This is a genomic window from Streptomyces sp. NRRL B-1140 (assembly GCF_001280065.1).
Taxonomy (GTDB): domain Bacteria; phylum Actinomycetota; class Actinomycetes; order Streptomycetales; family Streptomycetaceae; genus Streptomyces.
Window position 1 is genome coordinate 121,402 of record NZ_LGEA01000090.1, and the last position, 24,007, is coordinate 145,408.

The 24,007-nt window shown below is 70.3% G+C and carries 27 protein-coding genes; 15 read left to right on the plus strand and 12 right to left on the minus strand.

Annotated features, from left to right (window positions below):
* The first annotated feature begins 13 nt into the window (after positions 1 to 13).
* The gene (locus ADK65_RS11375; RefSeq protein WP_053669856.1) at positions 14 to 805 is read left to right on the plus strand and encodes a S16 family serine protease; all 792 of its coding nucleotides are present in this window, start codon (positions 14 to 16) and stop codon (positions 803 to 805) included.
* Here ADK65_RS11375 and ADK65_RS38805 read toward each other — a convergent pair.
* From ADK65_RS38805 to ADK65_RS11405, 7 genes are read right to left on the minus strand one after another with little or no spacing between them, the layout of a single operon-like run.
* The gene (locus tag ADK65_RS38805; RefSeq protein ID WP_199825606.1) at positions 802 to 972 is read right to left on the minus strand and encodes a hypothetical protein; all 171 of its coding nucleotides are present in this window, start codon (positions 970 to 972) and stop codon (positions 802 to 804) included. The genes ADK65_RS11375 and ADK65_RS38805 overlap by 4 nt on opposite strands.
* A gap of 10 nt (positions 973 to 982) precedes the next feature.
* Complete coding sequence (locus ADK65_RS11380) at positions 983 to 1,567, minus strand: ArsR/SmtB family transcription factor (RefSeq protein ID WP_053669857.1); 585 nt, start codon at positions 1,565 to 1,567, stop codon at positions 983 to 985.
* 50 nt (positions 1,568 to 1,617) lie between these two features.
* Positions 1,618 to 2,580: a glycine betaine ABC transporter substrate-binding protein gene (locus ADK65_RS11385; RefSeq protein WP_053669858.1), complete on the minus strand. Its 963-nt coding sequence runs from the start codon at positions 2,578 to 2,580 to the stop codon at positions 1,618 to 1,620.
* Positions 2,577 to 3,377, minus strand: coding sequence for an ABC transporter permease (locus tag ADK65_RS11390; protein ID WP_053669859.1), 801 nt, complete (start codon positions 3,375 to 3,377; stop codon positions 2,577 to 2,579). Before ADK65_RS11390 ends, ADK65_RS11385 begins: the two co-directional genes overlap by 4 nt.
* Positions 3,374 to 4,633 (minus strand): betaine/proline/choline family ABC transporter ATP-binding protein, encoded by a 1,260-nt coding sequence (locus ADK65_RS11395; protein ID WP_053669860.1) that lies wholly within the window; start codon positions 4,631 to 4,633, stop codon positions 3,374 to 3,376. Before ADK65_RS11395 ends, ADK65_RS11390 begins: the two co-directional genes overlap by 4 nt.
* Entirely contained in the window at positions 4,626 to 5,273 is a 648-nt protein-coding gene (locus ADK65_RS11400) for an ABC transporter permease (protein ID WP_053669861.1), read from the minus strand. Before ADK65_RS11400 ends, ADK65_RS11395 begins: the two co-directional genes overlap by 8 nt.
* 19 nt (positions 5,274 to 5,292) lie before the next feature.
* Positions 5,293 to 5,763: an Lrp/AsnC family transcriptional regulator gene (locus ADK65_RS11405; RefSeq protein ID WP_053669862.1), complete on the minus strand. Its 471-nt coding sequence runs from the start codon at positions 5,761 to 5,763 to the stop codon at positions 5,293 to 5,295.
* A gap of 123 nt (positions 5,764 to 5,886) precedes the next feature.
* On the opposite strand from ADK65_RS11405, the gene hppD reads away from it, so the two are divergent.
* Together hppD and ADK65_RS11415 are read left to right on the plus strand one after the other, a co-directional pair.
* Positions 5,887 to 7,032, plus strand: coding sequence for a 4-hydroxyphenylpyruvate dioxygenase (hppD, locus tag ADK65_RS11410; protein ID WP_053669863.1), 1,146 nt, complete (start codon positions 5,887 to 5,889; stop codon positions 7,030 to 7,032).
* A gap of 163 nt (positions 7,033 to 7,195) precedes the next feature.
* Positions 7,196 to 8,611 carry an FAD-binding oxidoreductase gene (locus ADK65_RS11415; protein ID WP_053669864.1) on the plus strand — a complete coding sequence of 472 codons (1,416 nt, stop codon included), beginning with the start codon at positions 7,196 to 7,198 and terminating at the stop codon, positions 8,609 to 8,611.
* Between the two features lie 11 nt (positions 8,612 to 8,622).
* Here ADK65_RS11415 and ADK65_RS11420 read toward each other — a convergent pair whose 3' ends face one another.
* Positions 8,623 to 9,033 (minus strand): SsgA family sporulation/cell division regulator, encoded by a 411-nt coding sequence (locus tag ADK65_RS11420; protein ID WP_053669865.1) that lies wholly within the window; start codon positions 9,031 to 9,033, stop codon positions 8,623 to 8,625.
* Between the two features lie 244 nt (positions 9,034 to 9,277).
* On the opposite strand from ADK65_RS11420, the gene ADK65_RS11425 reads away from it, so the two are divergent.
* Both ADK65_RS11425 and ADK65_RS11430 read left to right on the plus strand, forming a co-directional pair.
* Entirely contained in the window at positions 9,278 to 11,110 is a 1,833-nt protein-coding gene (locus ADK65_RS11425) for an RDD family protein (RefSeq protein WP_078955914.1), read from the plus strand.
* A gap of 60 nt (positions 11,111 to 11,170) precedes the next feature.
* A complete protein-coding gene (locus ADK65_RS11430) occupies positions 11,171 to 11,851 on the plus strand; it encodes an RDD family protein (protein WP_053669867.1) in 681 nt (226 codons plus the stop codon).
* A gap of 44 nt (positions 11,852 to 11,895) precedes the next feature.
* Here the strand turns inward: ADK65_RS11430 and ADK65_RS11435 are convergent, their stop codons facing one another.
* A complete protein-coding gene (locus ADK65_RS11435) occupies positions 11,896 to 12,177 on the minus strand; it encodes a hypothetical protein (protein ID WP_053669954.1) in 282 nt (93 codons plus the stop codon).
* A 414-nt stretch (positions 12,178 to 12,591) separates the two neighbouring features.
* Between ADK65_RS11435 and ADK65_RS11440 the strand changes: the two genes are divergently transcribed.
* Complete coding sequence (locus ADK65_RS11440) at positions 12,592 to 14,940, plus strand: immune inhibitor A domain-containing protein (protein WP_053669868.1); 2,349 nt, start codon at positions 12,592 to 12,594, stop codon at positions 14,938 to 14,940.
* 122 nt (positions 14,941 to 15,062) lie between these two features.
* Positions 15,063 to 15,407, plus strand: coding sequence for a hypothetical protein (locus ADK65_RS11445; protein ID WP_053669869.1), 345 nt, complete (start codon positions 15,063 to 15,065; stop codon positions 15,405 to 15,407).
* Between the two features lie 42 nt (positions 15,408 to 15,449).
* On the opposite strand, the gene ADK65_RS11450 is transcribed toward ADK65_RS11445, so the two are convergent.
* Together ADK65_RS11450 and ADK65_RS11455 are read right to left on the minus strand one after the other, a co-directional pair.
* Entirely contained in the window at positions 15,450 to 16,043 is a 594-nt protein-coding gene (locus ADK65_RS11450) for a nicotinamidase (protein ID WP_053669870.1), read from the minus strand.
* Between the two features lie 115 nt (positions 16,044 to 16,158).
* Positions 16,159 to 17,505: a nicotinate phosphoribosyltransferase gene (locus tag ADK65_RS11455; RefSeq protein ID WP_053669871.1), complete on the minus strand. Its 1,347-nt coding sequence runs from the start codon at positions 17,503 to 17,505 to the stop codon at positions 16,159 to 16,161.
* A gap of 107 nt (positions 17,506 to 17,612) precedes the next feature.
* On the opposite strand from ADK65_RS11455, the gene clpS reads away from it, so the two are divergent.
* From clpS to ADK65_RS11485, 7 genes are all read left to right on the plus strand, one after another.
* Complete coding sequence (gene clpS / locus ADK65_RS11460; RefSeq protein ID WP_053669872.1) at positions 17,613 to 17,930, plus strand: ATP-dependent Clp protease adapter ClpS; 318 nt, start codon at positions 17,613 to 17,615, stop codon at positions 17,928 to 17,930.
* A gap of 32 nt (positions 17,931 to 17,962) precedes the next feature.
* Positions 17,963 to 18,571, plus strand: a complete 609-nt coding sequence (locus ADK65_RS11465) for a DUF2017 domain-containing protein (RefSeq protein ID WP_053669873.1) — start codon at positions 17,963 to 17,965, stop codon at positions 18,569 to 18,571.
* Positions 18,572 to 18,936: 365 nt separating this feature from the next.
* Entirely contained in the window at positions 18,937 to 20,361 is a 1,425-nt protein-coding gene (locus tag ADK65_RS11470; protein WP_053669874.1) for an amino acid permease, read from the plus strand.
* Positions 20,362 to 20,494: 133 nt separating this feature from the next.
* Positions 20,495 to 20,917 carry a Mov34/MPN/PAD-1 family protein gene (locus ADK65_RS11475; protein ID WP_031140077.1) on the plus strand — a complete coding sequence of 141 codons (423 nt, stop codon included), beginning with the start codon at positions 20,495 to 20,497 and terminating at the stop codon, positions 20,915 to 20,917.
* 98 nt (positions 20,918 to 21,015) lie between these two features.
* A complete protein-coding gene (locus ADK65_RS39770) occupies positions 21,016 to 21,111 on the plus strand; it encodes a putative leader peptide (protein WP_311688247.1) in 96 nt (31 codons plus the stop codon).
* 115 nt (positions 21,112 to 21,226) lie between these two features.
* Positions 21,227 to 21,505, plus strand: a complete 279-nt coding sequence (locus ADK65_RS11480) for a MoaD/ThiS family protein (protein WP_053669875.1) — start codon at positions 21,227 to 21,229, stop codon at positions 21,503 to 21,505.
* A gap of 6 nt (positions 21,506 to 21,511) precedes the next feature.
* Complete coding sequence (locus ADK65_RS11485) at positions 21,512 to 22,462, plus strand: PLP-dependent cysteine synthase family protein (RefSeq protein ID WP_053669876.1); 951 nt, start codon at positions 21,512 to 21,514, stop codon at positions 22,460 to 22,462.
* Between the two features lie 89 nt (positions 22,463 to 22,551).
* On the opposite strand, the gene ADK65_RS11490 is transcribed toward ADK65_RS11485, so the two are convergent.
* Positions 22,552 to 22,998, minus strand: coding sequence for a type II toxin-antitoxin system PemK/MazF family toxin (locus ADK65_RS11490; protein ID WP_053669877.1), 447 nt, complete (start codon positions 22,996 to 22,998; stop codon positions 22,552 to 22,554).
* A gap of 214 nt (positions 22,999 to 23,212) precedes the next feature.
* Here ADK65_RS11490 and ADK65_RS11495 point away from each other — a divergent pair, with 214 nt between their 5' ends.
* Positions 23,213 to 23,965, plus strand: coding sequence for an MBL fold metallo-hydrolase (locus tag ADK65_RS11495; protein ID WP_053669878.1), 753 nt, complete (start codon positions 23,213 to 23,215; stop codon positions 23,963 to 23,965).
* Positions 23,966 to 24,007: the final 42 nt, after the last annotated feature.

Consider the following 24,007-nt stretch of genomic DNA (forward strand, 5'->3'; position numbering starts at 1 on the left):
TTAGATTGATCCCGTGTTCTCTCGCCTCACGCGCCCCCAGGCCATCGCCGTCTGCGCCCTGCCCGTCGTGGCCCTGCTCGCGACGGCGGCGTTCGCGCCGCTGCCGTTCTCGGTGGCGCAGCCGGGGCTGACGGCGAACGTGCTCGGCGAGAACAAGGGCACGGAGGTGATCACCATCTCCGGTGCGCCGGTCCGGGACACCGAGGGCCAGCTGCGGATGACCACCATCGAGGCGACCTCCCCGGACACCCGGGTCTCGTTCCCCGACGTCATCGACAGCTGGTTCCGTACCGACCAGGCGGTCATGCCGCGCGACGCGGTCTACCCGAGCGGGGACAGCGTCAAGGAGATCGAGCAACACAACGAGAAGCAGATGAAGGAGTCCCAGGACGCGGCGACGCGGGCCGCGCTGGGGTACCTCGGCCTCGACGACAAGGACGTCGAGGTCAGCCTGAAGCTCGCGGACGTGGGCGGGCCCAGTGCGGGGCTGCTCTTCTCCCTCGGCATCGTCGACAAGCTCGACGGCGACGGCACCGGTGGGGACCTCACCGGCGGCCGGGTCATCGCCGGTACGGGCACGATCGACGCGGCCGGCCGGGTCGGTGCGGTCGGGGGCGTCGCCCTCAAGACCCAAGCCGCGAGGCGGGACGGGGCGACGGTGTTCCTGGTCCCCAAGGCGGAATGCGGGGACGCTCGCGCCGAGCTTCCGAAGGGACTGCGGCTGATTCCGGTGACCACCCTGAAGAGCACGGTGAGTTCACTGGTGGCCTTGGAGACGGGGAAGGGCTCCGTCCCCAGCTGCTAGTGGGCGGGGACCGGACCGGGCCGGGCGGCGAGCTTCAGCCCGACCTCTATCAGGGCCCAGCCCAGACGCGTACGGAGTTCGGGGCGGTGCGCCGGACGGGATTCGGTCTCGGCACGGAGTTCGGCGGCGCGGGCGTGGTGCAGGGCGAGGTGGATGTCCGGGTGCATGGCGAACCCTTCAGTCGGTGCGAACGGGGAAGGCGTGCGTGTGGACGCGGACCTGCTCGGTGCCGGGCGCGTCCTCGGCGGCGGCTCGGTCGCGGTAGGCCTCGACCAGCTCGTGCATCTTCTCCACGAGCTCGCGGGTCAGATCGGGAGTGAGGCTCAGGGTCGCGCTGCTCATGTCCCAGGACTCGCTCCACTCCTCGGGCCACGAGTCGCGGTTGCCCAGCCAGGTGGACAGGTCCCGGGCCTGCGTGGTGGCGACCTCGTGCAGATAGAGGTCCGCCGCGCCGCGTACGGCCGGATCCGAGTCGGTGAGCAGCGCGTCGTCGAAGCGGAGGCCGCGGTGCACCGCCTTCCACCAGCGCTCGCGCCCCTTGCCGTGCTCGGGTGCGTCCTCGATGAAGCCGTACTCCGCGAGTTGACGCAGGTGGTAGCTCGTGGCCCCGCTGGACTCGCGCAGTTTTTGGGCCAGTTGTGATGCGGTCGCCGGGCCGCCGAAGCGCAGGGCGTCCAGCAGTTGCATGCGCAGGGGATGCGCCAGTCCCCGCAGGGATCGGGCGTCGAGTTGCCGTACGGACGGGTTCTGAGGCTCGGTCACGATGCAAAGGTAGCGTTGCAAAGCTCCCTTTGCAAGGGTCTCTTTGTAACTCACTCCTCCACGAACCCCTCCTCCACCATCCAGTCCAGCGCCACCTGGTGCGGATCCTCCCCGTCCACATCCACCTTCGCGTTCAGCGTCTGCGCCACGGAGTTGTCCAGCTTCGCCGTCACCGGGTTCAGGACATCCGCGATCGCCGGCCACTCCTTCAGGGACCCGGCGTTGATCATCGGCGCGGCGTTGTAGTTGGGGAAGAACTTCTTGTCGTCGTCCATCACCACCAGGTTCATCGACTTGATGCGCCCGTCGGTGGTGAACACCTCCCCGTACGTGCAGTTGCCCTTGGCGGTCTGCGTGTAGATGATCCCGGTGTCCATCTGCGTGATGTTCCGCGCCGGCACGTCCATGCCGTAGGCCTGTTGCATGCCCGGCAGCCCGTCCGCCCGGTTGGCGAACTCGACCTCCACGCACAGCTTCACGGCCCCAGGGTCGGACTTCGCCAGCTTCGCCACGTCCGACATGGTCTTCGTGCCGTACTTCTTCGCGTTTCGCTGGTTCATCGCCAGCGCGTAGGTGTTGTCGAGCCTCGACGGCGGCAGCCAGACCAGCCCGTTCCTCGCGTCCTCCTTCTGCACCGCCTCCCACTGCTCCTGCGGGTCGGTGATCGGCTTGCCGTGCCCGAGGTACGTGATCCACGCCGTGCCGGTGTACTCGTACCCGGCGTCCGCGTCGCCCTTGCGGACCGCCTCGCGGCTGCCGATGGAGCCCTGGATGCCGGTGCGGTCGACCACGTCGGCGCCGGCCGCCTCGAACGCGATGCCCATGATCGAGCCGAGGATCAGCTGCTCGGTGAACGACTTCGACGTCACCGTCAGATGCGCGCCCTTCAGCGGCTCACCGCGGCCGATCGAGCCCGGCTTCACATCGTCGGTCAGGGGAGAACCGCTGGTCAGGCCGCAGCCGGCCGCTGCCAGCAACAGGCCCGCAGCGGCCAGGCACGGACGCCCTCTCATGGCTGCAACCCCCGCGGGCGCAGCAGCAGTTCGACGATCGACGCCAGCCAGTCCACCAGCAGCGCCAGCACCACCGTGAGGACCGATCCCAGCACCAGCACCGGCATCCGCTGGTTGGTGATCCCGGTCGTGATGAGCACACCGAGTCCGCCGCCCCCGCCGAAGACCGCCAGGGTCGCCGTACCGACGTTGAGGACGAGGGCCGTGCGCACGCCCGCCAGGATCAGCGGGACGGCGAGCGGGAGTTCCACCTTCCTCAGCACTCCCGTGGGGGACATGCCGATGCCGCGGGCCGACTCCAGCAGGGTCGGGTCGTTCGCCTTGAGGCCCGTGATCGTGTTGGAGAGCACCGGCAGGATCGCGTAGATGATCATGCCGATCAGGGCGGCCCTGCGGCCGATGCCCAGCCAGATCACCAGGAGGGCGAGCAGACCGATCGCCGGGGTCGCCTGGCCGGTGTTGGCGAACGCCATCGCCACCGGGGTGGCCCTGCTCATCGCCCCGCGGGTCAGCAGGATGCCCAGCGGGATCGCGATGATCAGCACGAAGAACGTGGAGATCGCGGTGAGCTGGATGTGCTGCCACAGCGCCTTGGTGACCTGGCCGCCCGACAGGGCGTTGCGGGTCAGCGCGTCCAGGTCGGCCTGCTGGAACCAGAGCCAGGTGGCGAGCAGCACGGCGATCAGGGCGGCCGGCAGGAACGTCAGCTTCTGCCAGGTCAGACGTGCGGGCGGACGCTCAGTCGGGGGCGTCTCCCCGACGGGCTCGGAGGTCTCGCCGGCCTCCGTGGCGGTCACCGCTCCCCTCCGGCGCCGCCCACGCCCGCCGGGCCCGCGGCCCCTTCCTGCTCGGCGTGCGTCTGCGAGGCCCGCAGCGACTGGAGTTCGTGCTGATGCTCCATCGCGTCGAGCCGGTCGGCCTCCAGCATCTCGTGCACGGAGTTCATGAGGGTCTCCATGTCGACGACGCCCGTGTACTCGCCGCGCCGCCCGGTCACCGCCACCCGCCCCGCGTTGTCGGTGAGCACCGCCTCCAGCGCGTCGCGCAGGGTGGCGTCCCGGGTGACCGTGTCGCTCACCAGGGTCCCGGCGCGGGCCAGCGAGCCCCGGGCCCGCATCAGATCCCCGCGCCGCAGCCACTTGTAGGGACGGCCCCGCCGGTCGAGCAGCAGGATCTCGTTGCTGCCGCTGGTCCGCAGCGAGTTGAAGATCTGCTGCAACGGGTCGTCGACCGTGACGGTGGGGTAGTCGGTGATCTCCACGTCCCGTACGCGGGTCAGATTCAGGCGCTTCAGCGCCGCACCGGCGCCCACGAACCCCGACACGAAGTCGTCCGCCGGGTTGGTGAGGATCGCCTCGGGCGTGTCGAACTGCGCGATGTGCGACCGCTCGCGCAGCACGGCGATCCGGTCGCCGATCTTGATCGCCTCGTCGAAGTCGTGGGTGACGAAGACGATCGTCTTGTGCAGCTCGTGCTGCAGACGGATCAGCTCGTCCTGGAGGTGGTCACGGGTGATCGGGTCCACCGCCCCGAACGGCTCGTCCATGAGCAGGACCGGGGGATCGGCTGCCAGTGCCCGGGCCACGCCCACGCGCTGCTGCTGTCCGCCGGAGAGCCGGCGCGGGTAGCGGCCGTGGAACTCCCCGGGGTCGAGGCCGACCAGGTCGAGAAGCTCCTCGGTGCGCTGCTTGATCCGCGCCCTCGGCCAGCCGAGCATCCTCGGGACGATCCCGATGTTCTGCGCCACCGTCATGTGCGGGAAGAGACCGGCGGACTGGATGGCGTAGCCGACCTTGCGGCGCAGCTTGACCGGGTCCATGTCGGTGACGTCCTCGCCGCCGATGCGGATGCGGCCACCGGTCGGCTCGATCAGCCGGTTGATCATCTTCAGCGTCGTCGACTTGCCGCAGCCCGAGGGGCCGACGAAGACGACGACCTCGCCCGCCTTGATCTGCATGCTCACGTTGTCCACGGCCGGCTGCGCACTGCCCGGATAGCGCTTGGTCAGGCTCTCCAGCTCGATGGAGGCGCCGTGGTCACCGGTCTCAGGCACGGATCCCCCTGGGAATGGTCAGCCGTCCGATCAGGACGTACGCGGCGTCGAACAGCAGCGCCAGGATGATGATTCCGAGCGTGCCCGCGAGGACCTGGTTGAGCGCGTTGGCGCTGCCCAGCGAGGCGAGGCCGCGGAAGATGACGTTGCCGAGGCCCGGGCCGGAGGCGTACGCCGCGATGGCCGCGATGCCCATCAGCATCTGGGTGGAGACGCGGATCCCGGTCAGGATCGGCGGCCAGGCCAGCGGCAGCTCGATCCGCAGCAGCCGGGCCGGCCGGGACATCCCGATGCCCGTGGCCGCGTCCACCAGCGCCGGATCGACCCCGCGCAGCCCGACGATCGCGTTGCGCACGACCGGCAGCAGCCCGTACAGCGTCAGCGCGATCACCGTGGGCGGCACCCCGAGGCCCACGAGGGGGATGAGCAGACCGATCAGGGCGAGCGCCGGCACGGTCAGGACGGTGGCGGTCGTCGTGGTCGCGAGGTTCCCGGCCCACTCGCTGCGGTAGGTGACCACGCCGATCAGCACCCCGAGCGCCGTCGCCACGACCATGCACTGGAAGACCACGCTCGCGTGCTGGTAGGCGTCCGTGAGCAGCTGCTGGTGCCGGTTGACCAGGTACTCCCAGAAGTTCACATGCGCTCACCCCTCCACGTCAGGTCTCCTCCGCGGCCTGCTCCACGAGCGGGATGATCCGCAGCGGAACGGGGTTCTCCATCACGATCGCCGTGGAGGCCCGGACGATGCCATCAAAACCGACGACCCGGTCGATCACACGCTGGAGATCGGCGTTGGAGCGGGCCACGAGACGGCACAGCATGTCTCCGGTGCCGGTGGTGGTGTGCAGTTCCAGCACCTCCGGGACGGTCGCCAAGTGGGCCCGTACGTCCGGCCCTTGCCCCTGCCGGATCTGCAACGTCGCGAACGCCGTGACCGGGTAGCCGAGCGCGGCCGGGTCCACCTGCGGACCGAATCCGCGGATGACTCCGTTCGACTGAAGCCGGTCCAGCCGCGCCTGCGCGGTACCCCGGGCCACCCCCAGCCGCCGGGACATCTCCAGCACCCCGATCCGCGGCTCCCGGGCGAGCAGCAGAATGATCCGGCCGTCCAGATGATCGATCGCCACAGCAGCCTCCCGGCATGGTCATCCTGTACAGAAGGGCCGCCGACACGGCCGTATCGCTGAACAGATTGCCCAGCCGAAACGCAAACTATTGCGCACCTTGCCGGGCAGGGAGACCCTGCGGCTATGACGCAGACCACACACCACACTCCCGACACCGCCCGGCAGGCCGACCCCTTCCCGGTCAAGGGAATGGACGCGGTCGTCTTCGCCGTGGGCAACGCCAAGCAGGCGGCGCACTACTACTCCACCGCCTTCGGCATGAAGCTGGTCGCGTACTCCGGACCGGAGAACGGCAACCGCGAGACCGCCGCGTACGTCCTGGAGAACGGTTCCGCCCGCTTCGTCCTCACCTCGGTCATCAAGCCCACCACCGACTGGGGCCGCTTCCTCGCGCAGCACGTGGCCGAGCACGGCGACGGTGTGGTCGACCTCGCCATCGAGGTCCCGGACGCGCGCGCCGCCTACGCCTACGCCCTGGAGCACGGCGCCCGCTCCGTCGCCGAGCCCTACGAGCTGAAGGACGAGCACGGCACGGTCGTCCTGGCCGCCATCGCCACCTACGGCGAGACCCGCCACACCCTCGTCGAGCGCTCCGGCTACGACGGCCCGTACCTGCCCGGCTTCGTCGCGGCCAAGCCGATGGTCGAACCGCCCGCCCAGCGCACCTTCCAGGCGATCGACCACTGCGTCGGCAACGTCGAGCTCGGCAAGATGAACGAGTGGGTCGGCTTCTACAACAAGGTGATGGGCTTCACGAACATGAAGGAGTTCGTGGGCGACGACATCGCCACCGAGTACAGCGCGCTGATGTCGAAGGTCGTCGCCGACGGCACGCTGAAGGTCAAGTTCCCGATCAACGAGCCGGCCATCGCCAAGAAGAAGTCCCAGATCGACGAGTACCTGGAGTTCTACGGCGGCGCGGGCGTCCAGCACATCGCGCTCAACACCAACGACATCGTGCAGACGGTCCGCACGATGCGGGCGTCCGGCGTCGAGTTCCTCAACACGCCCGACTCCTACTACGACACGCTGGGGGAGTGGGTCGGTGAGACCCGTGTCCCGATCGACACCCTGCGCGAACTGAAGATCCTCGCCGACCGCGACGAGGACGGCTACCTGCTGCAGATCTTCACCAAGCCGGTCCAGGACCGTCCGACCGTCTTCTTCGAGATCATCGAGCGTCACGGCTCGATGGGCTTCGGCAAGGGCAACTTCAAGGCCCTGTTCGAGGCGATCGAGCGCGAGCAGGAGCGCCGCGGCAACCTGTAGCCGCCGGTGCCGCGGGTCGTCCGGGTGCCGTGGGCCGTGCGCATGCGCCGGGTCGTGCGGGTGTCACGGGGCACCCGCACGACCCGCCGGTACGACGAGCCCACCCGGGCAGCCCAAGGGCGCCGCCGACGGGGTTCACACCGTCGGCCCCGGGTGCGAACCTGTGATCATGAGCCGTATCGAAGCGCCCCGCTCCGAGGACACCGCAGCGACCGGCGACCTCCTGGACCTGCTGCTCGGTGGCCTCCCCGCCGAAGCGGTCCTCACCGATCCCGACGTCACGGCCTCCTACGCCAACGACATGGCGAGCTTCTGCCCGGCCGGCAGCCCGGCCGTGGTCGTGCTGCCCAGCACGACCGAGCAGGTCCAGCACGTGATGCGCACGGCCACCGCCCTGCGCGTCCCCGTCGTCCCGCAGGGCGCCCGCACCGGACTGTCCGGCGCCGCCAACGCCTCCGACGGCTGCATCGTGCTCTCCCTGACCAAGATGGACCGGATCCTGGAGATCAACCCGGTCGACCGCATCGCCGTCGTCGAACCCGGCGTCGTCAACGCCGCCCTGTCCAGGGCCGTCGGCGAACACGGCCTCTGCTACCCGCCGGACCCCTCCAGCTGGGAGATGTGCACCATCGGCGGCAACATCGGCACCGCCTCCGGCGGCCTGTGCTGCGTCAAGTACGGGGTGACCGCCGAGTACGTCCTCGGCCTCGACGTCGTCCTCGCCGACGGCCGCCTGATGTCCACCGGCCGCCGCACCGCCAAGGGCGTCGCGGGCTACGACCTCACCCGGCTGTTCGTCGGCTCCGAGGGATCGCTCGGCATCGTCGTCCGGGCCGTCCTCGGACTGCGCCCCAAGCCGCCCGAGCAGCTGGTGATGGCCGCCGAGTTCGCCTCCGCCGCCGCGGCCTGCGACGCCGTGTGCCGGATCATGGAAGGCGGCCACGTCCCGTCACTCCTCGAACTCATGGACCGTACGACGGTCAAGGCCGTCAACGACATGGCGCGGATGGGCCTCCCCGAGAGCACCGAGGCCCTGCTGCTGGCCGCGTTCGACACCACCGCCCCGGCCGCCGACCTCGCCGCCGTCGGAGCCCTGTGCGAAGCGGCCGGGGCCACCCAGGTCGTCCCCGCCGACGACGTGAGCGAGTCCGAACTGCTGCTCCAGGCGCGGCGGCTGTCGCTCACCGCGCTGGAGGCGGTCAAGGGCGTGACGATGATCGACGACGTGTGCGTGCCCCGCTCCCGGCTCGCCGAGATGCTCGAAGGCGTCGACCGGATCGCCGAGAAGTACCGGCTCACCATCGGTGTCGTCGCCCACGCGGGTGACGGCAACACCCACCCGACGGTCTGCTTCGACCCGGCGGACCCCGACGAGTCGCGGCGCGCCCGCGAGTCCTTCGACGAGATCATGGCCCTCGGCCTGGAACTCGGCGGCACCATCACCGGCGAGCACGGCGTCGGCGTGCTGAAGAAGGAATGGCTGGCGCGCGAGATCGGCCCCGTGGGCATGGAGATGCAGCGGGCCGTCAAGCAGGCTTTCGACCCGCTGAACATCCTGAACCCGGGCAAGCTCTTCTGAGGCCCTCGCGCTCACTGGGCGAGCAACTGGGCCAGCTCGTCGTCCAGCCCGAGCCGCTCTCCCTCCGTCCCCGGCGGCACCACCCGCAGCGTGCGCTCCAGCCAGGCCGACACCGCCGCCGCCGGAGCCTCCAGCAGGGCGTCCCCGTCGGGTGAACTCAGCGCCATCAGCACGACGCCGCGCCCCTCGGTCTTCGCCGGCCACACCCGCACGTCCCCCTGCCCGCAGGGCCGGAACACGCCCTCCACCATCAGCTCCCGGGCGAACGTCCAGTGCACCGGGTGCTCGGCGTCGGTGTGGAAGGTGACGTGAACGGCGTAGGGGTCGTCGCTGAGGTACCCGAGCCGGGCGGGCACCGGGATCCTGCGCGCGGGCGACAGGACGAGTTTCAGCTCCAACTCCCGCTCCACCACGGTTCGCATGGCGGTCTTCCCTTCTGCTGACGGCTGCCCGTGAGGGCCGGTCAGCAGGAGAGAGCGGTTCCCGGGCGCGGCATTACGCGCCTTGCCGGACGTTTCTTCGCGGAGGCTCCGCCGACGGGGCGCGGTGCGTAGCACATCGGTGCTCGAAAGGGGTGGGTCCGGTGGGAGCGGCCGTGGGGCTTGCGCTCGTCTGATAGATGTGGAGGCCCCCATTTGACCCCCGAGCAGATACGGGACGACGGACATGAGCGCCCCAACCCCGGCCCCCGGTGACGACAGGCCCCGCGAAGGGTATTACCCGGACCCTTCCATTCCTGGATATGTCCGGTACTGGAACGGCGCCTCCTGGGTGCCGGGCACCAGCCGTCCGGCGCCCGGCGACGGCGAGTCGCTCGCGCCGCCGCCCGGAGCGGGCGCGGCGCAGCCCGGCTCGGTCGAGGAGACCGGCCCGCACTTCTTCGACGAGGACCCGGTCGAGGAGCCGGCCGAGACACCGTCCGCCGCCGACGCCCAGCACGGCAACCGTCCCGAACCGGCCTCCGCCTGGGGTGCCGACCGCTCCCGGCAGTCCGGCTTCGGCGGCGGCCAGGACCGCCGGATCTCGTGGGGCGCGCCGCAGGGGGCGCAGGGCGTGGCCCCGCAGGGCGCCCGCGGTGGCGACCCGCGGCTGCCGCACGCCGACCAGCGGTCCGACGAGGAGCCGGCCCGCGCCGACGGCACGGCCGACGTGCCCCCGGCCGACCGGGAGGCGCAGGCCGCGGCGGGCGGCAGCACGTTCGTGTTCCGCCGCCCGGCGGGGCAGCCCGGGGGAGGGGCGGCCCCGGCCGATGCCCCCGACGACGGCACGATGACGTTCCGCGCGGTGCCGCCGCGTCCGGGCCCGGCCGGTGCGGGCGCGAAACCGGGCGGGGACGCGGCCGCGGCCGATGGCTCCCGAGGCGGTTCCGCGGGCCCGGGTTTCGGTCCGGTGGGTGCGGATGGCCCGGGCAGCGGTCCGGCGGTGTCGGGGTTCGGTGCGCAGGGCGGGGCCGGCGGTTCCGGCTTCGGACCGGCCGGGTCCGGTGGCGCATCGGCGGCGCCCGGTGCCGGAGGGCAGGCCGGGGCACCCGGCGGTGGCTTCGGGCCGGCCGGCCCGGGCAGTGGCCCGGCGGCGCCCGCCTTCGGCGGCCGGACCGCTTCGCCGGGCACCGCAGGGAGCCCGTCGGGACCCGCGTTCGGTGCGCAGGCCGGGCCGACCGGTTCCGGGAGCGGTTCCGCGGGGCCCGGCTTCGGTGCCGGCAAGGCGGCCGCCGCCCGGGCCTCCGCCGCACAGGCAGCGGCCGGGAGCACCGCGGCCCAGGCCTCCGGGGCCGCCCCGACGGCACTGTCCGGACCCCAGGCCGCCCCCACGGTCCCCCCGCAGTCCGGCGGGCCCGCCAGCGCCCAACCCGCCGCCTCCGCCGCCCCTCTCAGCCCCGGGCCCGGCGGTGGCCAGTCCTCCTGGGCGCAGCAGGTGCACCGGCTCGCCGGATCCGGCGGCGGTGACGAGCAGCCCGTCGCGCCCTGGAAGCCGCCGGTCGAGGACGTGTTCCAGGCGGCCGCCCGGCGTCAGGCCGAGGCCCGCCCCGCCGGACTCGGCAAGCGGCTCGTCGCCCGGCTGCTGGACACCGTCGTCCTCGCCGCCCTGACCGCAACGGCCGCCGTACCGCTCGGCACCAAGGCGATCGACCACATCGAGGAGAAGATCGACGCGGCCCGGCTCTCCGGCGAGACCGTCACGGTCTGGCTGCTCGACGGCACCACCTCGGTGTACCTCGGCATCATCCTGGCCGTCCTGCTGCTCGCCGGTGTCCTGTGCGAGGTGCTGCCCACCGCCAAGTGGGGCCGCACCCTCGGCAAGAAGCTGATGGGACTCGACGTCCGGGACATCGAGGGGCACGAATCCCCGGAGTTCGGCGCGGCCCTGCGCCGCTGGCTGGTCTACAGCGTGCCCGGGCTCCTCGTCGTCGGGATCGTCGGCATGGCCTGGTGCCTCTTCGACCGGCCCTGGCGCCAGTGCTGGCACGACAAGGCGGCACACACGTTCGTCGCGGGCTGAGCTCCCTCGGACAGCCGTCCGCCGGATGCGGAGGCCGGTGCTTCGCGGTCGACTCGGCCCATGAGCAGCGAACCGCCCCCCGGCTCCGGCCAGGAGCAGCCGGAAGACGACCCGTTCAGGAAGCGTCCCCCGGACGAGCGGCCCGGCGACGGTACCGGCACGCCTCACGGCAGCGAACCCCCGCCGTACGGGGGCGACCCGGGGGGCCCTGAGGGCCCTGAGGGCTCTGGCGGCGGCCCCTACGGCGGTGGTCCCTACGGTGGCGGCTCCTATCCCACCGACCCCCTCGCCGGCATGCCCCCGCTCGCCGACAGCGTCCAGCGCACGCTCGCGCGCATCATCGACATGGTCCTGGTGGGCGCCGTCGTCTGGCTGCTCAGCTGGGCCCTGAACGTGGACGAGTACGACGTGGACAGCGACCGCTTCGATGCGGGCAGTTCGCTCTGGCAGGCGGTGGTCGCCGCCGTCTTCTACATCGCCTACGACACCGTCCTGACCGTGCGGACCGGCCAGACCCTCGGCAAACAGCTGCTGCGCATGCGCGTGGCCAATCTGGACAACGGTGCGACGCCCTCCGTGCAGATGGCGCTGCTGCGCGCCGCGGTGCTGTGGCTCCCGTTCGCCTTCTGCTGCTTCTGCTTCTGGATCGCCATCTCGGGCGGCTGGAGCTACTTCGACCGGCCCTACAAGCAGGGCCTGCACGACAAGGCGGCGAAAACGGTCGTGGTCAGCACCAGGTGAGACGGCCGAGAGGCAGGAGGCGGTGAGGGAAGGTCAGCGGGCGGTCAGGAGACCGCCCGCTCGCGTACCGGCTCCGGGGCCGGTGCCGGGACCGATGCGCGCAGCGGCTCGGCGGGCGCGGGCTGCTGTTCCGCCGCCGCCGGGCGCTTGCCGGGCAGCGGCACCGTCATGGCGACAAGCAACCCGAGGGCGAGTGCCGCGACGGCGATGATCGCGATCCCCGCGCCCGAACTCGTCCGGGACAGCAGCAGCATGGCGAGGGTCGAGAAGATCACGGTGCACGAACCGTAGGCGAGCTGTGCGGCAGTCGGACGGGGCATGGCCATCATGTCCTCGAATGTGGGGTCCACGGGGTGTCGGCCCGGCGATCCGCCGGCTTGAGGGCGTTCCGCCGAACGACATTCTCTCGGGCAGGGTGCCCGACCGGAACCGGCGGTAAGCGTGACCTAATCAACAAGGGCGGTGCACAGGGGGCGCACGGAGTCATGACGTCCACGTAGTGGACATGCGCACGCGCCTGCACGGCCGGTGGGGAGGGCCGTGGGACAACCGTTTGGTTGTCCGTAAAACGAACGTGGGCTCCGCATAATGCACTTGACCTGTCCAAGTCAAGGTCTGTCTTTTCTTCTAAACCTCTAGTCAAATGTCGTCACTTGACTACACGCGTTGATCACGCGCGCGCGGACTTCCACGACCGGGACCCCGCCTGCCGCGCGCACGAACGCGGGGGAGGATCTCAAGTGACCAGTAGAACTTGGACGTTCAGAGCGGCCGCCATAAGCGTGGCGCTCGCGGCGGCCACCGCCACCGCGTCGACGTACGCGATGGCCGACGACGCCTCGGCCCCCCGGTCCACCACCGTGGACCGGCACGACCCGGCGGATCGTCACCATGACGAGCACGACCTCGAAGGCCCGCTGAGCAAGACGCAGGAAGCTCAGCGCCAGGAGGCCCTGAAGCAGGTCATATCCGGCAAGAACAAGGTCAAGAACCGCGAGGGTTCGAAGGTCGTCCAGCTCAAGAGCAAGAAGGGCGACGCCAAGTACGTCGAGCTCGGCCGCGAGAAGACCGACAAGATCTTCACGATCCTGGTCGAGTTCGGGGACAAGGTCGACAGCCGCTACGGCGGCACCGCGGGTCCGCTGCACAACGCGATACCCAAGCCCGACCGCAAGAAGGACAACTCCACGGCGTGGCGGGCCGACTATGACCGGGAGTACTTCCAGGACCTGTACTTCGGTCACGGCAAGGGCGTCGACTCGGTCAAGACCTACTACGAGAAGCAGTCCTCGGGCCGCTACTCGGTCGACGGTGAGGTCTCCGACTGGGTCAAGGTCCCCTACAACGAGGCCCGTTACGGCAACAACGCCTGCGGTGACACCAACTGCCCGAGCGTGTGGAACGTCGTCAGCGACGGTCTGAACGCCTGGGTCGCGCAGCAGAAGGCCGCGGGCCGCACCGACGCCCAGATCAAGGCGGACGTCGCCCGGTTCGACGAGTGGGACCGTTACGACTTCGACGGCGACGGCGACTTCAACGAGCCCGACGGCTACATCGACCACTTCCAGATCGTGCACGCGGGCGAGGACGAGTCCGCGGGCGGCGGCGCCCAGGGCACCGACGCGATCTGGGCGCACCGCTGGTACGCCTTCGGCACCGACGCCGGCGCCACCGGCCCGGCGAACAACAAGCTCGGCGGCGCGAAGATCGGCGACACGGGCATCTGGGTCGGCGACTACACCGTCCAGCCGGAGAACGGCGGACTCGGTGTCTACGCCCACGAGTACGGCCACGACCTCGGTCTGCCGGACCACTACGACACCTCGGGCGGCGAGAACTCCACCGGCTTCTGGACGCTGATGTCGTCCGGTTCCTGGCTCGGCACCGGCAAGAAGGAGATCGGTGACCTGCCCGGCGACATGACCGCCTGGGACAAGCTGCAGCTCGGCTGGCTGAACTACGACAAGGCCAAGGCCGGGGTCAACTCCTGGCACAAGCTGGGCGTGGCCGAGTACAACACCAAGCACAAGCAGGCCCTGGTCGTCGACCTCCCCAAGAAGGCGGTCACCACCGAGATCGTGGCCCCCGCCGAGGGCAAGACCCAGTGGTGGAGCGGCAGCGGCGACAACCTGAAGAACACCCTGACGCGTTCGGTCGACCTGACCGGCAAGTCCAAGGCGCAGCTGACCCTCGACGGCTGGTACGACATCGAGGCCAACTACGACTACCTCTACACCGAGGTCTCGACCGACGGCGGCGCCAACTGGACCGCCCTCGACGGCACGGTGGACGGCCAGCCGATCCCGCGCGACGGCAGCGACAAGCCGGTCCTGACCGGCACGGTCGACGGCTACAAGAAGCTCGCCTTCCCGCTCGACGCCTACGCCGGCAAGAAGGTCGACCTGCGTTTCCGCTACCAGACCGACGGCGGCGTGGCCCAGAAGGGCTTCGCGGCCGACTCGATCACCGTGACCGCCGACGGCGCCCCCGTCTTCACCGACAACGCCGAGAGCGCGGACGCCGCGTGGAAGGCCAACGGCTTCTCCCGCATCGGCGCGTCCTTCACCAAGGACTACGCGCAGTACTACATCGCCGAGAACCGGCAGTACGTCTCGTACGACAAGACGCTGAAGGTCGGCCCGTACAACTTCGGCTTCACGGCGCGCCCGGACTGGGTGGAGCACTACGCGTACCAGAACGGCCTGCTGATCTGGAAGTGGGACACCTCCCAGGCGGACAACAACACCAGCCAGCACCAGGGCACCGGTCTGGTCCTGCCGATCGACTCGCACCCGGACCAGCTGAAGTGGGCCGACGGCACGCTGATGCGCAACCGCATCCAGGCCTACGACTCGCCGTTCAGCCTCTACCGCACCGACGGCATGACGCTGCACAAGGCGGACGTGGCGAAGTACATCCCGGGCTCGAAGGGCGTCTCGGTCTTCAACGACCGGAAGAACGACTACTACGACGAGTCGAACCCGACCGCGGGTGTCAAGATCACTGACACCAACACGAAGATCAAGATCCTCAAGGAAGCCAAGGACGGCTCGACGATCGAGCTGGAGGTCGGCGCCGCGGGTAGGTAATCCGCATCCTTGCAGGTCAGAACATGATCGGCGGTGACCCACTGGCGGGTCACCGCCGATCCGTGTTTAGGTGCGTCCTGTGGCTCTCTTATTGACACCGACCGACACGGGGGGATGAGCGCATGGCCGCAGGAGGCTTCTGCAAGCTGCCGAACGGCACGGTGGTGGTGGCACTGAACCTGCCCAGCCCGGCCGTCGACGGCCCCGGCGCCGTACGTGTCCTCGTCCACTCCGTGAACCGCGCGCGGGCCCTGACCAGGCTGCGCAACCTCGGTCTGCGGTCGGTCTACCTGCGCGGCAACGCCGCCCCGCCCACCCCGGACGAGATCACCGCGGTCCTGCACCACCCCGACGGCCTCATATGGCGCACGGCCCCCGACAACGGTGTCGCGTCGAGTCCGGACCTGGCCCAGGAGCTGTGGCGCCCGATCCGCGCGCTCCTGCGGCGCCCGACGGCCCGTACCTGACCCGAGGGGCCGGCCGGGGTGCGGCAGACCTGCACGACCGGACTACTGCTGCACGACCGGCTTGCCGGACAGCTCCACACCCGCCTCGCGCAACTCCTCCAGAGCCCGCTCGGTGCTCTCCTGGGCCACCCCGGCCGTCAGGTCCAGCAGAACGTGCGTACGGAAGCCCTCCCGGGCGGCGTCCAGGGCCGTGGCCCGTACGCAGTGGTCCGTGGCGATGCCGACCACGTCGACCTCGGTGACCTCGCGCGAGCGCAGCCAGTCGGCCAGGGGCGTGCCGTTCTCGTCGGCGCCCTCGAAACCGCTGTACGCCGCCGAGTACGCCCCCTTGTCGAACACCGCGTCGATCGAGCCGGAGGCGACCGCGGGGGCGAAGTTGGGGTGGAAGCCGACGCCCTCCGTGCCGGCGACGCAGTGCGCGGGCCAGGAGCGGGCGTAGTCCGGGTTCGTGGAGAAGTGGCCGCCGGGGGCGATGTGGTGGTCGCGGGTGGCCACGACGTGCTGGTAGCCGGACCCGGCCGCCTGCCCGATCAGCTCCGTGACGGCGGCGGCCACGTCGGCACCGCCGGACACCGCGAGGCTGCCCCCCTCGCAGAAGTCGTTCTGCACATCGACGACGATCAAGGCGCGGCGCATGGTCGGTGTCCTTCGGCTATGAGGTCGGCAAGCCCGGCCGGTGAACCACCGAGCCTATTGACAGAGGGGAGCGGGTGGGAGGGGGCACGGTTCGGCGCATCTCGGCACACCGCCTTTAGCTACCCGAGGTCTCGTGCAGGTACTCCGTGGGGAGGACGGGCTCCCCGCGCGAGAGTTGCGTGGCCGACATCGGGAGACTGGCGCGCGCCCTCGTGTGCCGCTCGCGCGCCGCGTCGAGGGGCTCGCGCGCCACCACCTCGCCGCCCTTGACCAGCTCCACCAGCAGCTGCCGGTCCGCGAGCCCGTCCGGCACCGGCCCGGTGCCGATCACCTCGGCCTCGGCGACCCCGTGGGAGTCCAGCCGCCGCGCGGCCCACTTGCGTCCGCCGACCGAGGTCTTGCCGCCGGTGGACTTCTTCGCCACGGCCACCAGCGGTGCCTTCGGGCCGGTGGACTCGGCCCGTGCGACCAGCTTGTAGACCATCGAGGAGGTGGGGTGGCCCGAGCCGGTCACCAGCTGCGTCCCGACGCCGTAGGCGTCCACCGGCGCCGCCGCCAGCGAGGCGATCGCGTACTCGTCCAGGTCCGAGGTCACCACGATCTTCGTGTCGGTCGCGCCCAGCTCGTCCAGCTGCTGGCGCACCCGGTGCGCGACCAGCAGCAGGTCACCGGAGTCGATCCGTACCGCGCCCAGCTCGGTCCCGGCGACCTCGACGGCCGTGCGGACGGCCTCGGCGACGTCGTAGGTGTCCACCAGCAGCGTGGTGCCGCGGCCGAGGGTGTTCACCTGGGCCTGGAAGGCGTCCCGCTCGCTGTCGTGCAGCAGGGTGAAGGCGTGCGCGGAGGTGCCGACGGTCGGGATGCCGTAGCGGAAGCCGGCGGCCAGGTCGGAGGTGGTGGCGAAACCGCCGACGTACGCGGCGCGGGAGGCCGCCACCGCCGCCAGCTCGTGGGTGCGCCGGGCGCCCATCTCGATCAGCGGCCGGTCACCCGCGGCCGCCGACATGCGCGAGGCGGCCGCGGCGATCGCCGAGTCGTGGTTGAGGATCGACAGGATCACGGTCTCCAGCAGCACGCACTCGGCGAAGGTGCCCTCCACGCGCATGATCGGCGACCCCGGGAAGTACACCTCGCCCTCGGGATAGCCCCAGATGTCCCCGCTGAACCGGTAGCCGGACAGCCATCGCAGGGTCTCCTCGTCGACGATCCCCCGCTCGCGCAGGAAGTCCAGCACGGCCGAGTCGAAACGGAAGTTCTCCACCGCGTCCAGCACGCGGCCGGTGCCGCCGACGACGCCGTAGCGGCGCCCGTCCGGCAGCCGCCGGGTGAAGACCTCGAACACGCTCCGCCGCTCGGCCGTGCCCGCCTCCAGGGCGGCCCGCAGCATCGTCAGCTCGTACTGGTCCGTGAAGAGCGCCGTAGAAGGGACGTCCACCGGCAGCCCAAGGTCCGCTGTGTTCATGATGATGAGCGTACCCCCATTTCGTCAATCTGACGATTGCGGTCCGGGGACACGCGATCGCCTTGCGGCCAGGCCCGTTTGTGCGACTACCCCCCTCGGGTGGCAGCATGGGCTGTGTGACGTCACCCGCGCCCCTGGAGATCGAACAGACCGAGTCGGCGGAGGAGGTTTTCGCCGTACCCGAGCCGGACGTCCCGTGGGTCACGATCGTCCACAACGATCCGGTCAACCTCATGAGCTACGTGACGTACGTCTTCCAGTCGTACTTCGGCTACTCCAAGGACAAGGCCACCAAGCTCATGCTCGACGTGCACCACAAGGGCCGGGCGGTCGTCTCCAGCGGCAGCCGCGAGGAGATGGAACGCGACGTGCAGGCCATGCACGGCTATGGCCTGTGGGCCACCCTCCAGCAGGACCGCAAGTAGCCAGCTCCCCGCCCAGCAGCGAAAAGGCGTTCATGCCCGGAACCTTCGAACCGCTCCCCGGCGGCGGCGCGGCCGTCGCCCTCGACGACGTCGAGATCTCCATCATCCGGTCGCTGGCCGTCCAGCTCCTGGAGCTCATCGGCCCCGGCCCCGCCGAGGACGCCCCCGACGACCCGCTCGCGGAGCTGTTCGCCGAGGGGCCGAGCGAGCCGCCCGGCGACCCGGTGCTCCGGCGGCTCTTCCCGGACGCCTACAGCGACCCCGGGCAGCCCGCCTCGCCGCGGGAGGCCGAGGAGCAGCGGGCGCACTCCGCGGAGTTCCGCCGCTACACCGAGAACGACCTGCGGGCCGGCAAGCGGGACAGCGCCCTCGCGGTGATCCGCTCCCTCGACGCGCTCTCCTCGGCCTCCGCCGGCGAGGGCGGTGCCGTGCTGAAGCTGTCGACGGCGGAGTCCCAGCAGTGGCTGGGGGCCCTGAACGACCTGCGGCTCGCGATCGGCTCCCGGCTGGAGATCACCGACGACGAGGACACCGACCTCCTCTACCGCCTTCCGGACGACGACCCGCGCAAGCCGATGGTGATGGCCTACCTGTGGCTGGGTGGACTCCAGGAAACGCTGGTCGGAACCCTTATGCCCTGATCGGTGCAGATTCCGTGACGGCCGGGTGACCGAAAAGTGTTCGCTCAGAGGACACTCAAATCCGGATAACGATCGCATCACCGCACCCGCCTTCTATGGCCACTTCGGGTGCGTTTTGTCTGCTTTTCCCTGTGTCGTGCGCCACATCGCGCCCTCGTGATCAGTGTTTCGGGCGTGATAAATCTTCACGACCGCCCGGCAGAACACCACCCGAATGTTCGGCCGGGTGCGCCACCGAGCCGGCGACCGCCGGCCAGGCACGAGCGGGCTCGCGGGCCCGCTCAGCTCCATCATTCCGGGGGGATCGAAACCCGATCCGAGGCCGACGAGAGGCCCGGGTCGGCATGGAGAAAGGCGCACCACACATGACCTCTGCGCAGGTCGACACGGAGAAAGCACCTGAAGAGGGCTACGAGCGCGGACTCGGCAGCCGTCAGGTCCAGATGATCGCGATCGGCGGCGCCATCGGCGTCGGTCTGTTCATGGGCGCCGGGGCGAACATCGCCAAGGCCGGACCCAGCATCATCCTCATGTACGCCCTCGCGGGCGTGATCATCTTCTTCATCATGCGAGCGCTGGGCGAGCTGCTGCTCTACCGCCCGGTCTCCGGCTCCTTCGCCGAGTACGCCCGCGAGTTCCTGGGCCCGTTCTTCGGGTTCGTCACGGGCTGGACGTACTGGCTCATGTGGGTGGTCACCGGCATGGCCGAACTCACGGCCGCCGCGATCTACATCCACTTCTGGTTCCCCGAGATCCCGCAGTGGGTCAGCGCCCTGGTGTTCCTGGTGGTGCTCTTCGGCGTCAACCTGATCTCCGTCAAGATCTTCGGCGAGGTCGAGTTCTGGTTCTCGATGATCAAGGTCACGGCCATCATCGGCATGATCGTCATCGGCCTCGGCGTGCTCACCCTCGGCTTCTCCGACGCCGGTGACACCGCCACCGTCTCCAACCTCTGGTCGCACGGCGGCTTCTTCCCCAACGGCATCGGCTCCAGCCTGATGACCCTCCAGGGCGTCATGTTCGCCTACCTCGCCGTCGAGCTCGTCGGCGTCACCGCGGGCGAGTCCGAGAACCCCGAGAAGACCCTGCCCAAGGCCATCAACACCCTGCCCTGGCGCATCATCGTCTTCTACGTCGGCGCCCTGCTGGTGATCCTCTCCGTCGTCAAGTGGACCGAGTTCTCCGCCGGCGAGAGCCCCTTCGTGCACGCCTTCGGCAAGATCGGCATCCCGCTCGCCGCGGGCATCGTCAACTTCGTGGTGCTCACCGCGGCCCTGTCCTCCTGCAACTCGGGCATGTACTCCACCGGCCGCATGCTCCGCGACCTGGCCGCCAACAGCGAGGCACCGCAGGCCTTCGGCAAGCTCAACGCCCGCAAGACGCCCGCCGTCGGCATCACCGTCTCCGTGGCGCTCATGGGCATCGGCGTCGTCCTGAACTACGTCGTCCCGGAGAAGGCGTTCCTCTACGTCACCTCCGTCGCCACCGCGGCCGGCATCTGGACCTGGATGATGATCCTCGTCAGCCACATCCGCTACCGCGCCGCCGTCGACGCGGGCCGGCTGCGCGCCTCGTCCTTCCCCGCCCCCGGCGGAGCCCTGTTCAGCTGGGTCGCGCTCCTCTTCCTCATCGGCGTGACCTGCATGATCGCCTACGACAAGGACGCCCGGGTCTGCCTGTACGTGGCCGCCGGCTGGGCCGTCGCCCTCGGCATCGGCTGGGCGCTCCTCAAGCGCCGCAACCCGCAGCTCACCGAGCGCCGCGACCCGGAGTTCGAGCAGGTCGGCTGACCACCCCGCAGGACGCCCGGCCGCAGGGAGTACTCGTGGCACCCCCTGCGGCCGCCGCTCAGGGCGTCCGGCATACGGGCCGTTCCGTACCAACCCTCGGTACGGAACGGCCCTTCTGCTTATCCTGGCGAGCATGCTGACCATCACCCAGGCCCTCGTCGACCAGATCGTCGCCCACGCGCGCAAGGACCACCCCGACGAGGCGTGCGGAGTCGTCGCCGGACCGGCGGGCTCGGACCGCCCCGAGCGCTTCATCCCCATGCTGAACGCGGCCATGTCGCCCACGTTCTACGAGTTCGACTCCGGCGACCTGCTCAAGCTCTACCGGGAGATGGACGACCGCGACGAGGAGCCGGTGGTCATCTACCACTCCCACACCGCGACCGAGGCCTACCCCTCGCGCACCGACATCTCCTACGCCAACGAGCCCGGCGCCCACTACGTCCTGGTCTCCACCGCCGACACCGACGGGGCGGGCGAGTTCCAGTTCCGCTCCTTCCGCATCGTCGAGGGCGAGGTCACGGAGGAAGAGGTCCAGGTCGTCGAGGCCTACTGAGGACCTCTGAACAGGGCGGTCTCACTCCCCGGCCCGAAAACGTCCGCTATGTGGGATCACATTCCAGGACCCGGACCGGGAATCGATACGATGAGCCCATGGTTTTCCACGACGTGAGCGAAAAGACGCCGGGCGATCTGCTCGTGGCGCGGCTGCACGTCGACCTGTGCAGGCTCGCCAGCGCCATCTGTTGACGCACGTCCCTGCCGCCGTACGGCCGTGAGCCGCGGCGCCGCACACACGCACCACCCGCTGTTCCTGCGCTGCCGCGCGCCCCGACCGACTACTCCCGACAGGAGCCCTGAAGCCATGGCCATCGAGGTCCGCATCCCGACCATCCTCCGCACCTACACCGACGGTCAGAAGGCAGTGGAGGGCAAGGGAGACACCCTCGCCGAGCTCTTCACCGACCTCGAGAGCCGTCACGCCGGCATCCGGGCCCGCATCGTGGACGGCGACCAGCTGCGCCGCTTCGTCAACGTCTACCTCAACGACGAGGACGTCCGCTTCCTCGACGGCATCAACACCAAGCTGTCGGACGGCGACAACGTCACGATCCTGCCGGCCGTGGCCGGCGGCATGGTCTGATCACCCATGCGCTACGACTCCCCCCTGGCCGCGGTCGGCAACACCCCCCTGGTGCGCCTGCCGCGGCTGTCGCCGTCCGCCGACGTCCGCATCTGGGCGAAGCTGGAGGACCGCAACCCGACAGGGTCGGTCAAGGACCGCCCCGCCCTGCACATGATCGAGCAGGCGGAGAAGGACGGCCGCCTGACCCCGGGCTGCACCATCCTCGAGCCGACGTCGGGCAACACCGGCATCTCCCTGGCGATGGCCGCGAAGCTCAAGGGCTACCGCATCGTCTGCGTGATGCCGGAGAACACCTCGCAGGAACGCCGGGACCTGCTGGGCATGTGGGGCGCGGAGATCGTCTCCTCCCCGGCGGCGGGCGGCTCCAACACCGCCGTGCGCGTCGCCAAGGAGCTCTCGGCCGAGCACCCCGACTGGGTGATGCTCTACCAGTACGGCAACCCGGACAACGCGGGCGCCCACTACGCCACGACCGGCCCCGAGATCCTCGCCGACCTGCCGTCCGTCACGCACTTCGTGGCCGGCCTCGGCACCACCGGCACCCTCATGGGCGTCGGCCGCTACCTGCGCGAGCACAAGCCGGACGTCCAGATCGTCGCCGCCGAACCGCGCTACGACGACCTGGTCTACGGCCTGCGCAACCTCGACGAGGGCTTCGTCCCCGAGCTGTACGACGCCTCCGTCCTCACCAGCCGCTTCTCCGTCGGCTCGGCGGACGCGGTCACCCGCACCCGCGAGCTGCTCCAGCAGGAGGGCATCTTCGCCGGTGTCTCCACGGGCGCCGCGCTGCACGCCGCGATCGGCGTCGGCAAGAAGGCCGTCAAGGCCGGGGAGCCGGCCGACATCGTCTTCGTCGTCGCCGACGGCGGCTGGAAGTACCTCTCGACCGGCGTCTACACGGCGGCCACGACCGAGGAAGCCATCGACACCCTCCAGGGCCAGCTCTGGGCGTAGCCGACAGCGGCAGCCCGACGGCACCACGAAGGGCTGGAGTCCACGACTCCAGCCCTTTCCCCTCTTCTGCGCCCTTCTCCGGCCGGTGTTCAGCCCGCCAGGTACCGCACCTGGTCCCACAGCGTCGGATCCACCACGCCGACCCGCCGCCGGAAACCCCACACCGGGACCTCCCGCAGCTCGTCCGTCTCCAGGAAACTCGCCCGCCCCCGGGCATCGCCGACCGAGCCCGGCGGCAGCGGGATCACGCCGGTGCGCCCGTCACGGAACCGGGTGGTGATCTTCACGACCGTCGCCCGCTCCCCGCGCACCGCCAGCACCAGACAGGGCCGGTCCTTCGTCCGGGCCTCGTCCTCGTAGGGCACGTCGGCCCACCAGATCTCCGCCGGCTGCGGCCGGCCCTCCGCGAGGACGGCCCCCGCGCTCCGGCCGCGCCGGGCCGACGGCCGCCGGCCCCGGCCCCAGCCGTCGACGAGCGTGGCGATGAGCGCGAGCAGCACCACCGCGGCGAGCGCCAGCCACCAGGACGTGTCCATACTGAAAGACGTTACCGGCGCCGCCCCTGCCACGCGCCCCCCTCACAGGGATCACCCCCGGCCATGCCAGCCGAACCGGTGACACCACAGGTGAGTTCGCCCACAACAGGCCTTGGCGGAGGAGCTACCGGAGGTTTTGCGCCTTACGCTCGACGGACCGCACGACCCCCGACGCCCCTCTCAGACTTATCCCGCCAGCGGAGGTTTCTGCTTCATGAAGCTCACCGTCGTCGGCTGCTCGGGGTCGTTCCCGTCCGCGGAATCGGCCTGCTCGAGCTACCTCGTCGAGGCCGACGGCTTCCGGCTGCTTCTCGACCTGGGCAACGGTGCCCTGGGCGAGCTGCAGCGCCACTGCGGTCTCTACGACCTCGACGCGATCTTCCTCAGCCATCTGCACGCCGACCACTGCATCGACATGTGCGCGTACTTCGTCGCGCGCTACTACCGCCACGACGGCGGCCGCTGCGATCCACTCCCCGTCTTCGGCCCCGAAGGCACGGAACACCGGCTGACCACCGCCTACGCGGACACCCCCTCCGCCTCCTCCATGAGCGAGGTCTTCGACTTCCACACGGTCAAGCCGTCCACGTTCGAGATCGGCCCCTTCACGGTGCACACCGAGCGGGTGGCCCACCCCGTCGAGGCGTACGGCATCCGGATCGAGCACGACGGCAAGGCGCTGACGTACTCCGGCGACACCGGAGTGAGCCCCGCGCTGGACGAACTGGCCCGGGACACCGACCTGTTCCTGTGCGAGGCGGCGTTCACGCATGGCAAGGAGGACATCCCCGACCTGCACCTCAACGGCCGCGAGGCGGGGGAGACGGCGGCCCGGGCCGGTGCCCGCCGCCTGGTCCTCACCCACATCCCGCCGTGGACGGACCCCCAGGTCAACCTCGTCGACGCCCGCCAGGTCTACGACGGCCGGGTGGACCTGGCCGCGCCGGGGCAGACGTACGAGATCTGAGCACCCCAGCACGAAGGCCCCGGAACCACAGCGGTTCCGGGG

Coding starts and splice junctions, on each gene's coding strand:
- ADK65_RS38805 (WP_199825606.1), bottom strand. CDS start 972: ATGCACCCGGACATCCACCTCGCCCTGCACCACGCCCGCGCCGCCGAA.
- ADK65_RS11385 (WP_053669858.1), bottom strand. CDS start 2,580: ATGAGAGGGCGTCCGTGCCTGGCCGCTGCGGGCCTGTTGCTGGCAGCG.
- hppD (WP_053669863.1), top strand. CDS start 5,887: ATGACGCAGACCACACACCACACTCCCGACACCGCCCGGCAGGCCGAC.
- ADK65_RS11420 (WP_053669865.1), bottom strand. CDS start 9,033: ATGCGAACCGTGGTGGAGCGGGAGTTGGAGCTGAAACTCGTCCTGTCG.
- ADK65_RS11425 (WP_078955914.1), top strand. CDS start 9,278: ATGAGCGCCCCAACCCCGGCCCCCGGTGACGACAGGCCCCGCGAAGGG.
- ADK65_RS11430 (WP_053669867.1), top strand. CDS start 11,171: ATGAGCAGCGAACCGCCCCCCGGCTCCGGCCAGGAGCAGCCGGAAGAC.
- ADK65_RS11435 (WP_053669954.1), bottom strand. CDS start 12,177: ATGGCCATGCCCCGTCCGACTGCCGCACAGCTCGCCTACGGTTCGTGC.
- ADK65_RS11445 (WP_053669869.1), top strand. CDS start 15,063: ATGGCCGCAGGAGGCTTCTGCAAGCTGCCGAACGGCACGGTGGTGGTG.
- ADK65_RS11450 (WP_053669870.1), bottom strand. CDS start 16,043: ATGCGCCGCGCCTTGATCGTCGTCGATGTGCAGAACGACTTCTGCGAG.
- ADK65_RS11455 (WP_053669871.1), bottom strand. CDS start 17,505: ATGAACACAGCGGACCTTGGGCTGCCGGTGGACGTCCCTTCTACGGCG.
- clpS (WP_053669872.1), top strand. CDS start 17,613: ATGGGCTGTGTGACGTCACCCGCGCCCCTGGAGATCGAACAGACCGAG.
- ADK65_RS11465 (WP_053669873.1), top strand. CDS start 17,963: ATGCCCGGAACCTTCGAACCGCTCCCCGGCGGCGGCGCGGCCGTCGCC.
- ADK65_RS11470 (WP_053669874.1), top strand. CDS start 18,937: ATGACCTCTGCGCAGGTCGACACGGAGAAAGCACCTGAAGAGGGCTAC.
- ADK65_RS11475 (WP_031140077.1), top strand. CDS start 20,495: ATGCTGACCATCACCCAGGCCCTCGTCGACCAGATCGTCGCCCACGCG.
- ADK65_RS39770 (WP_311688247.1), top strand. CDS start 21,016: ATGGTTTTCCACGACGTGAGCGAAAAGACGCCGGGCGATCTGCTCGTG.
- ADK65_RS11480 (WP_053669875.1), top strand. CDS start 21,227: ATGGCCATCGAGGTCCGCATCCCGACCATCCTCCGCACCTACACCGAC.
- ADK65_RS11485 (WP_053669876.1), top strand. CDS start 21,512: ATGCGCTACGACTCCCCCCTGGCCGCGGTCGGCAACACCCCCCTGGTG.
- ADK65_RS11490 (WP_053669877.1), bottom strand. CDS start 22,998: ATGGACACGTCCTGGTGGCTGGCGCTCGCCGCGGTGGTGCTGCTCGCG.
- ADK65_RS11495 (WP_053669878.1), top strand. CDS start 23,213: ATGAAGCTCACCGTCGTCGGCTGCTCGGGGTCGTTCCCGTCCGCGGAA.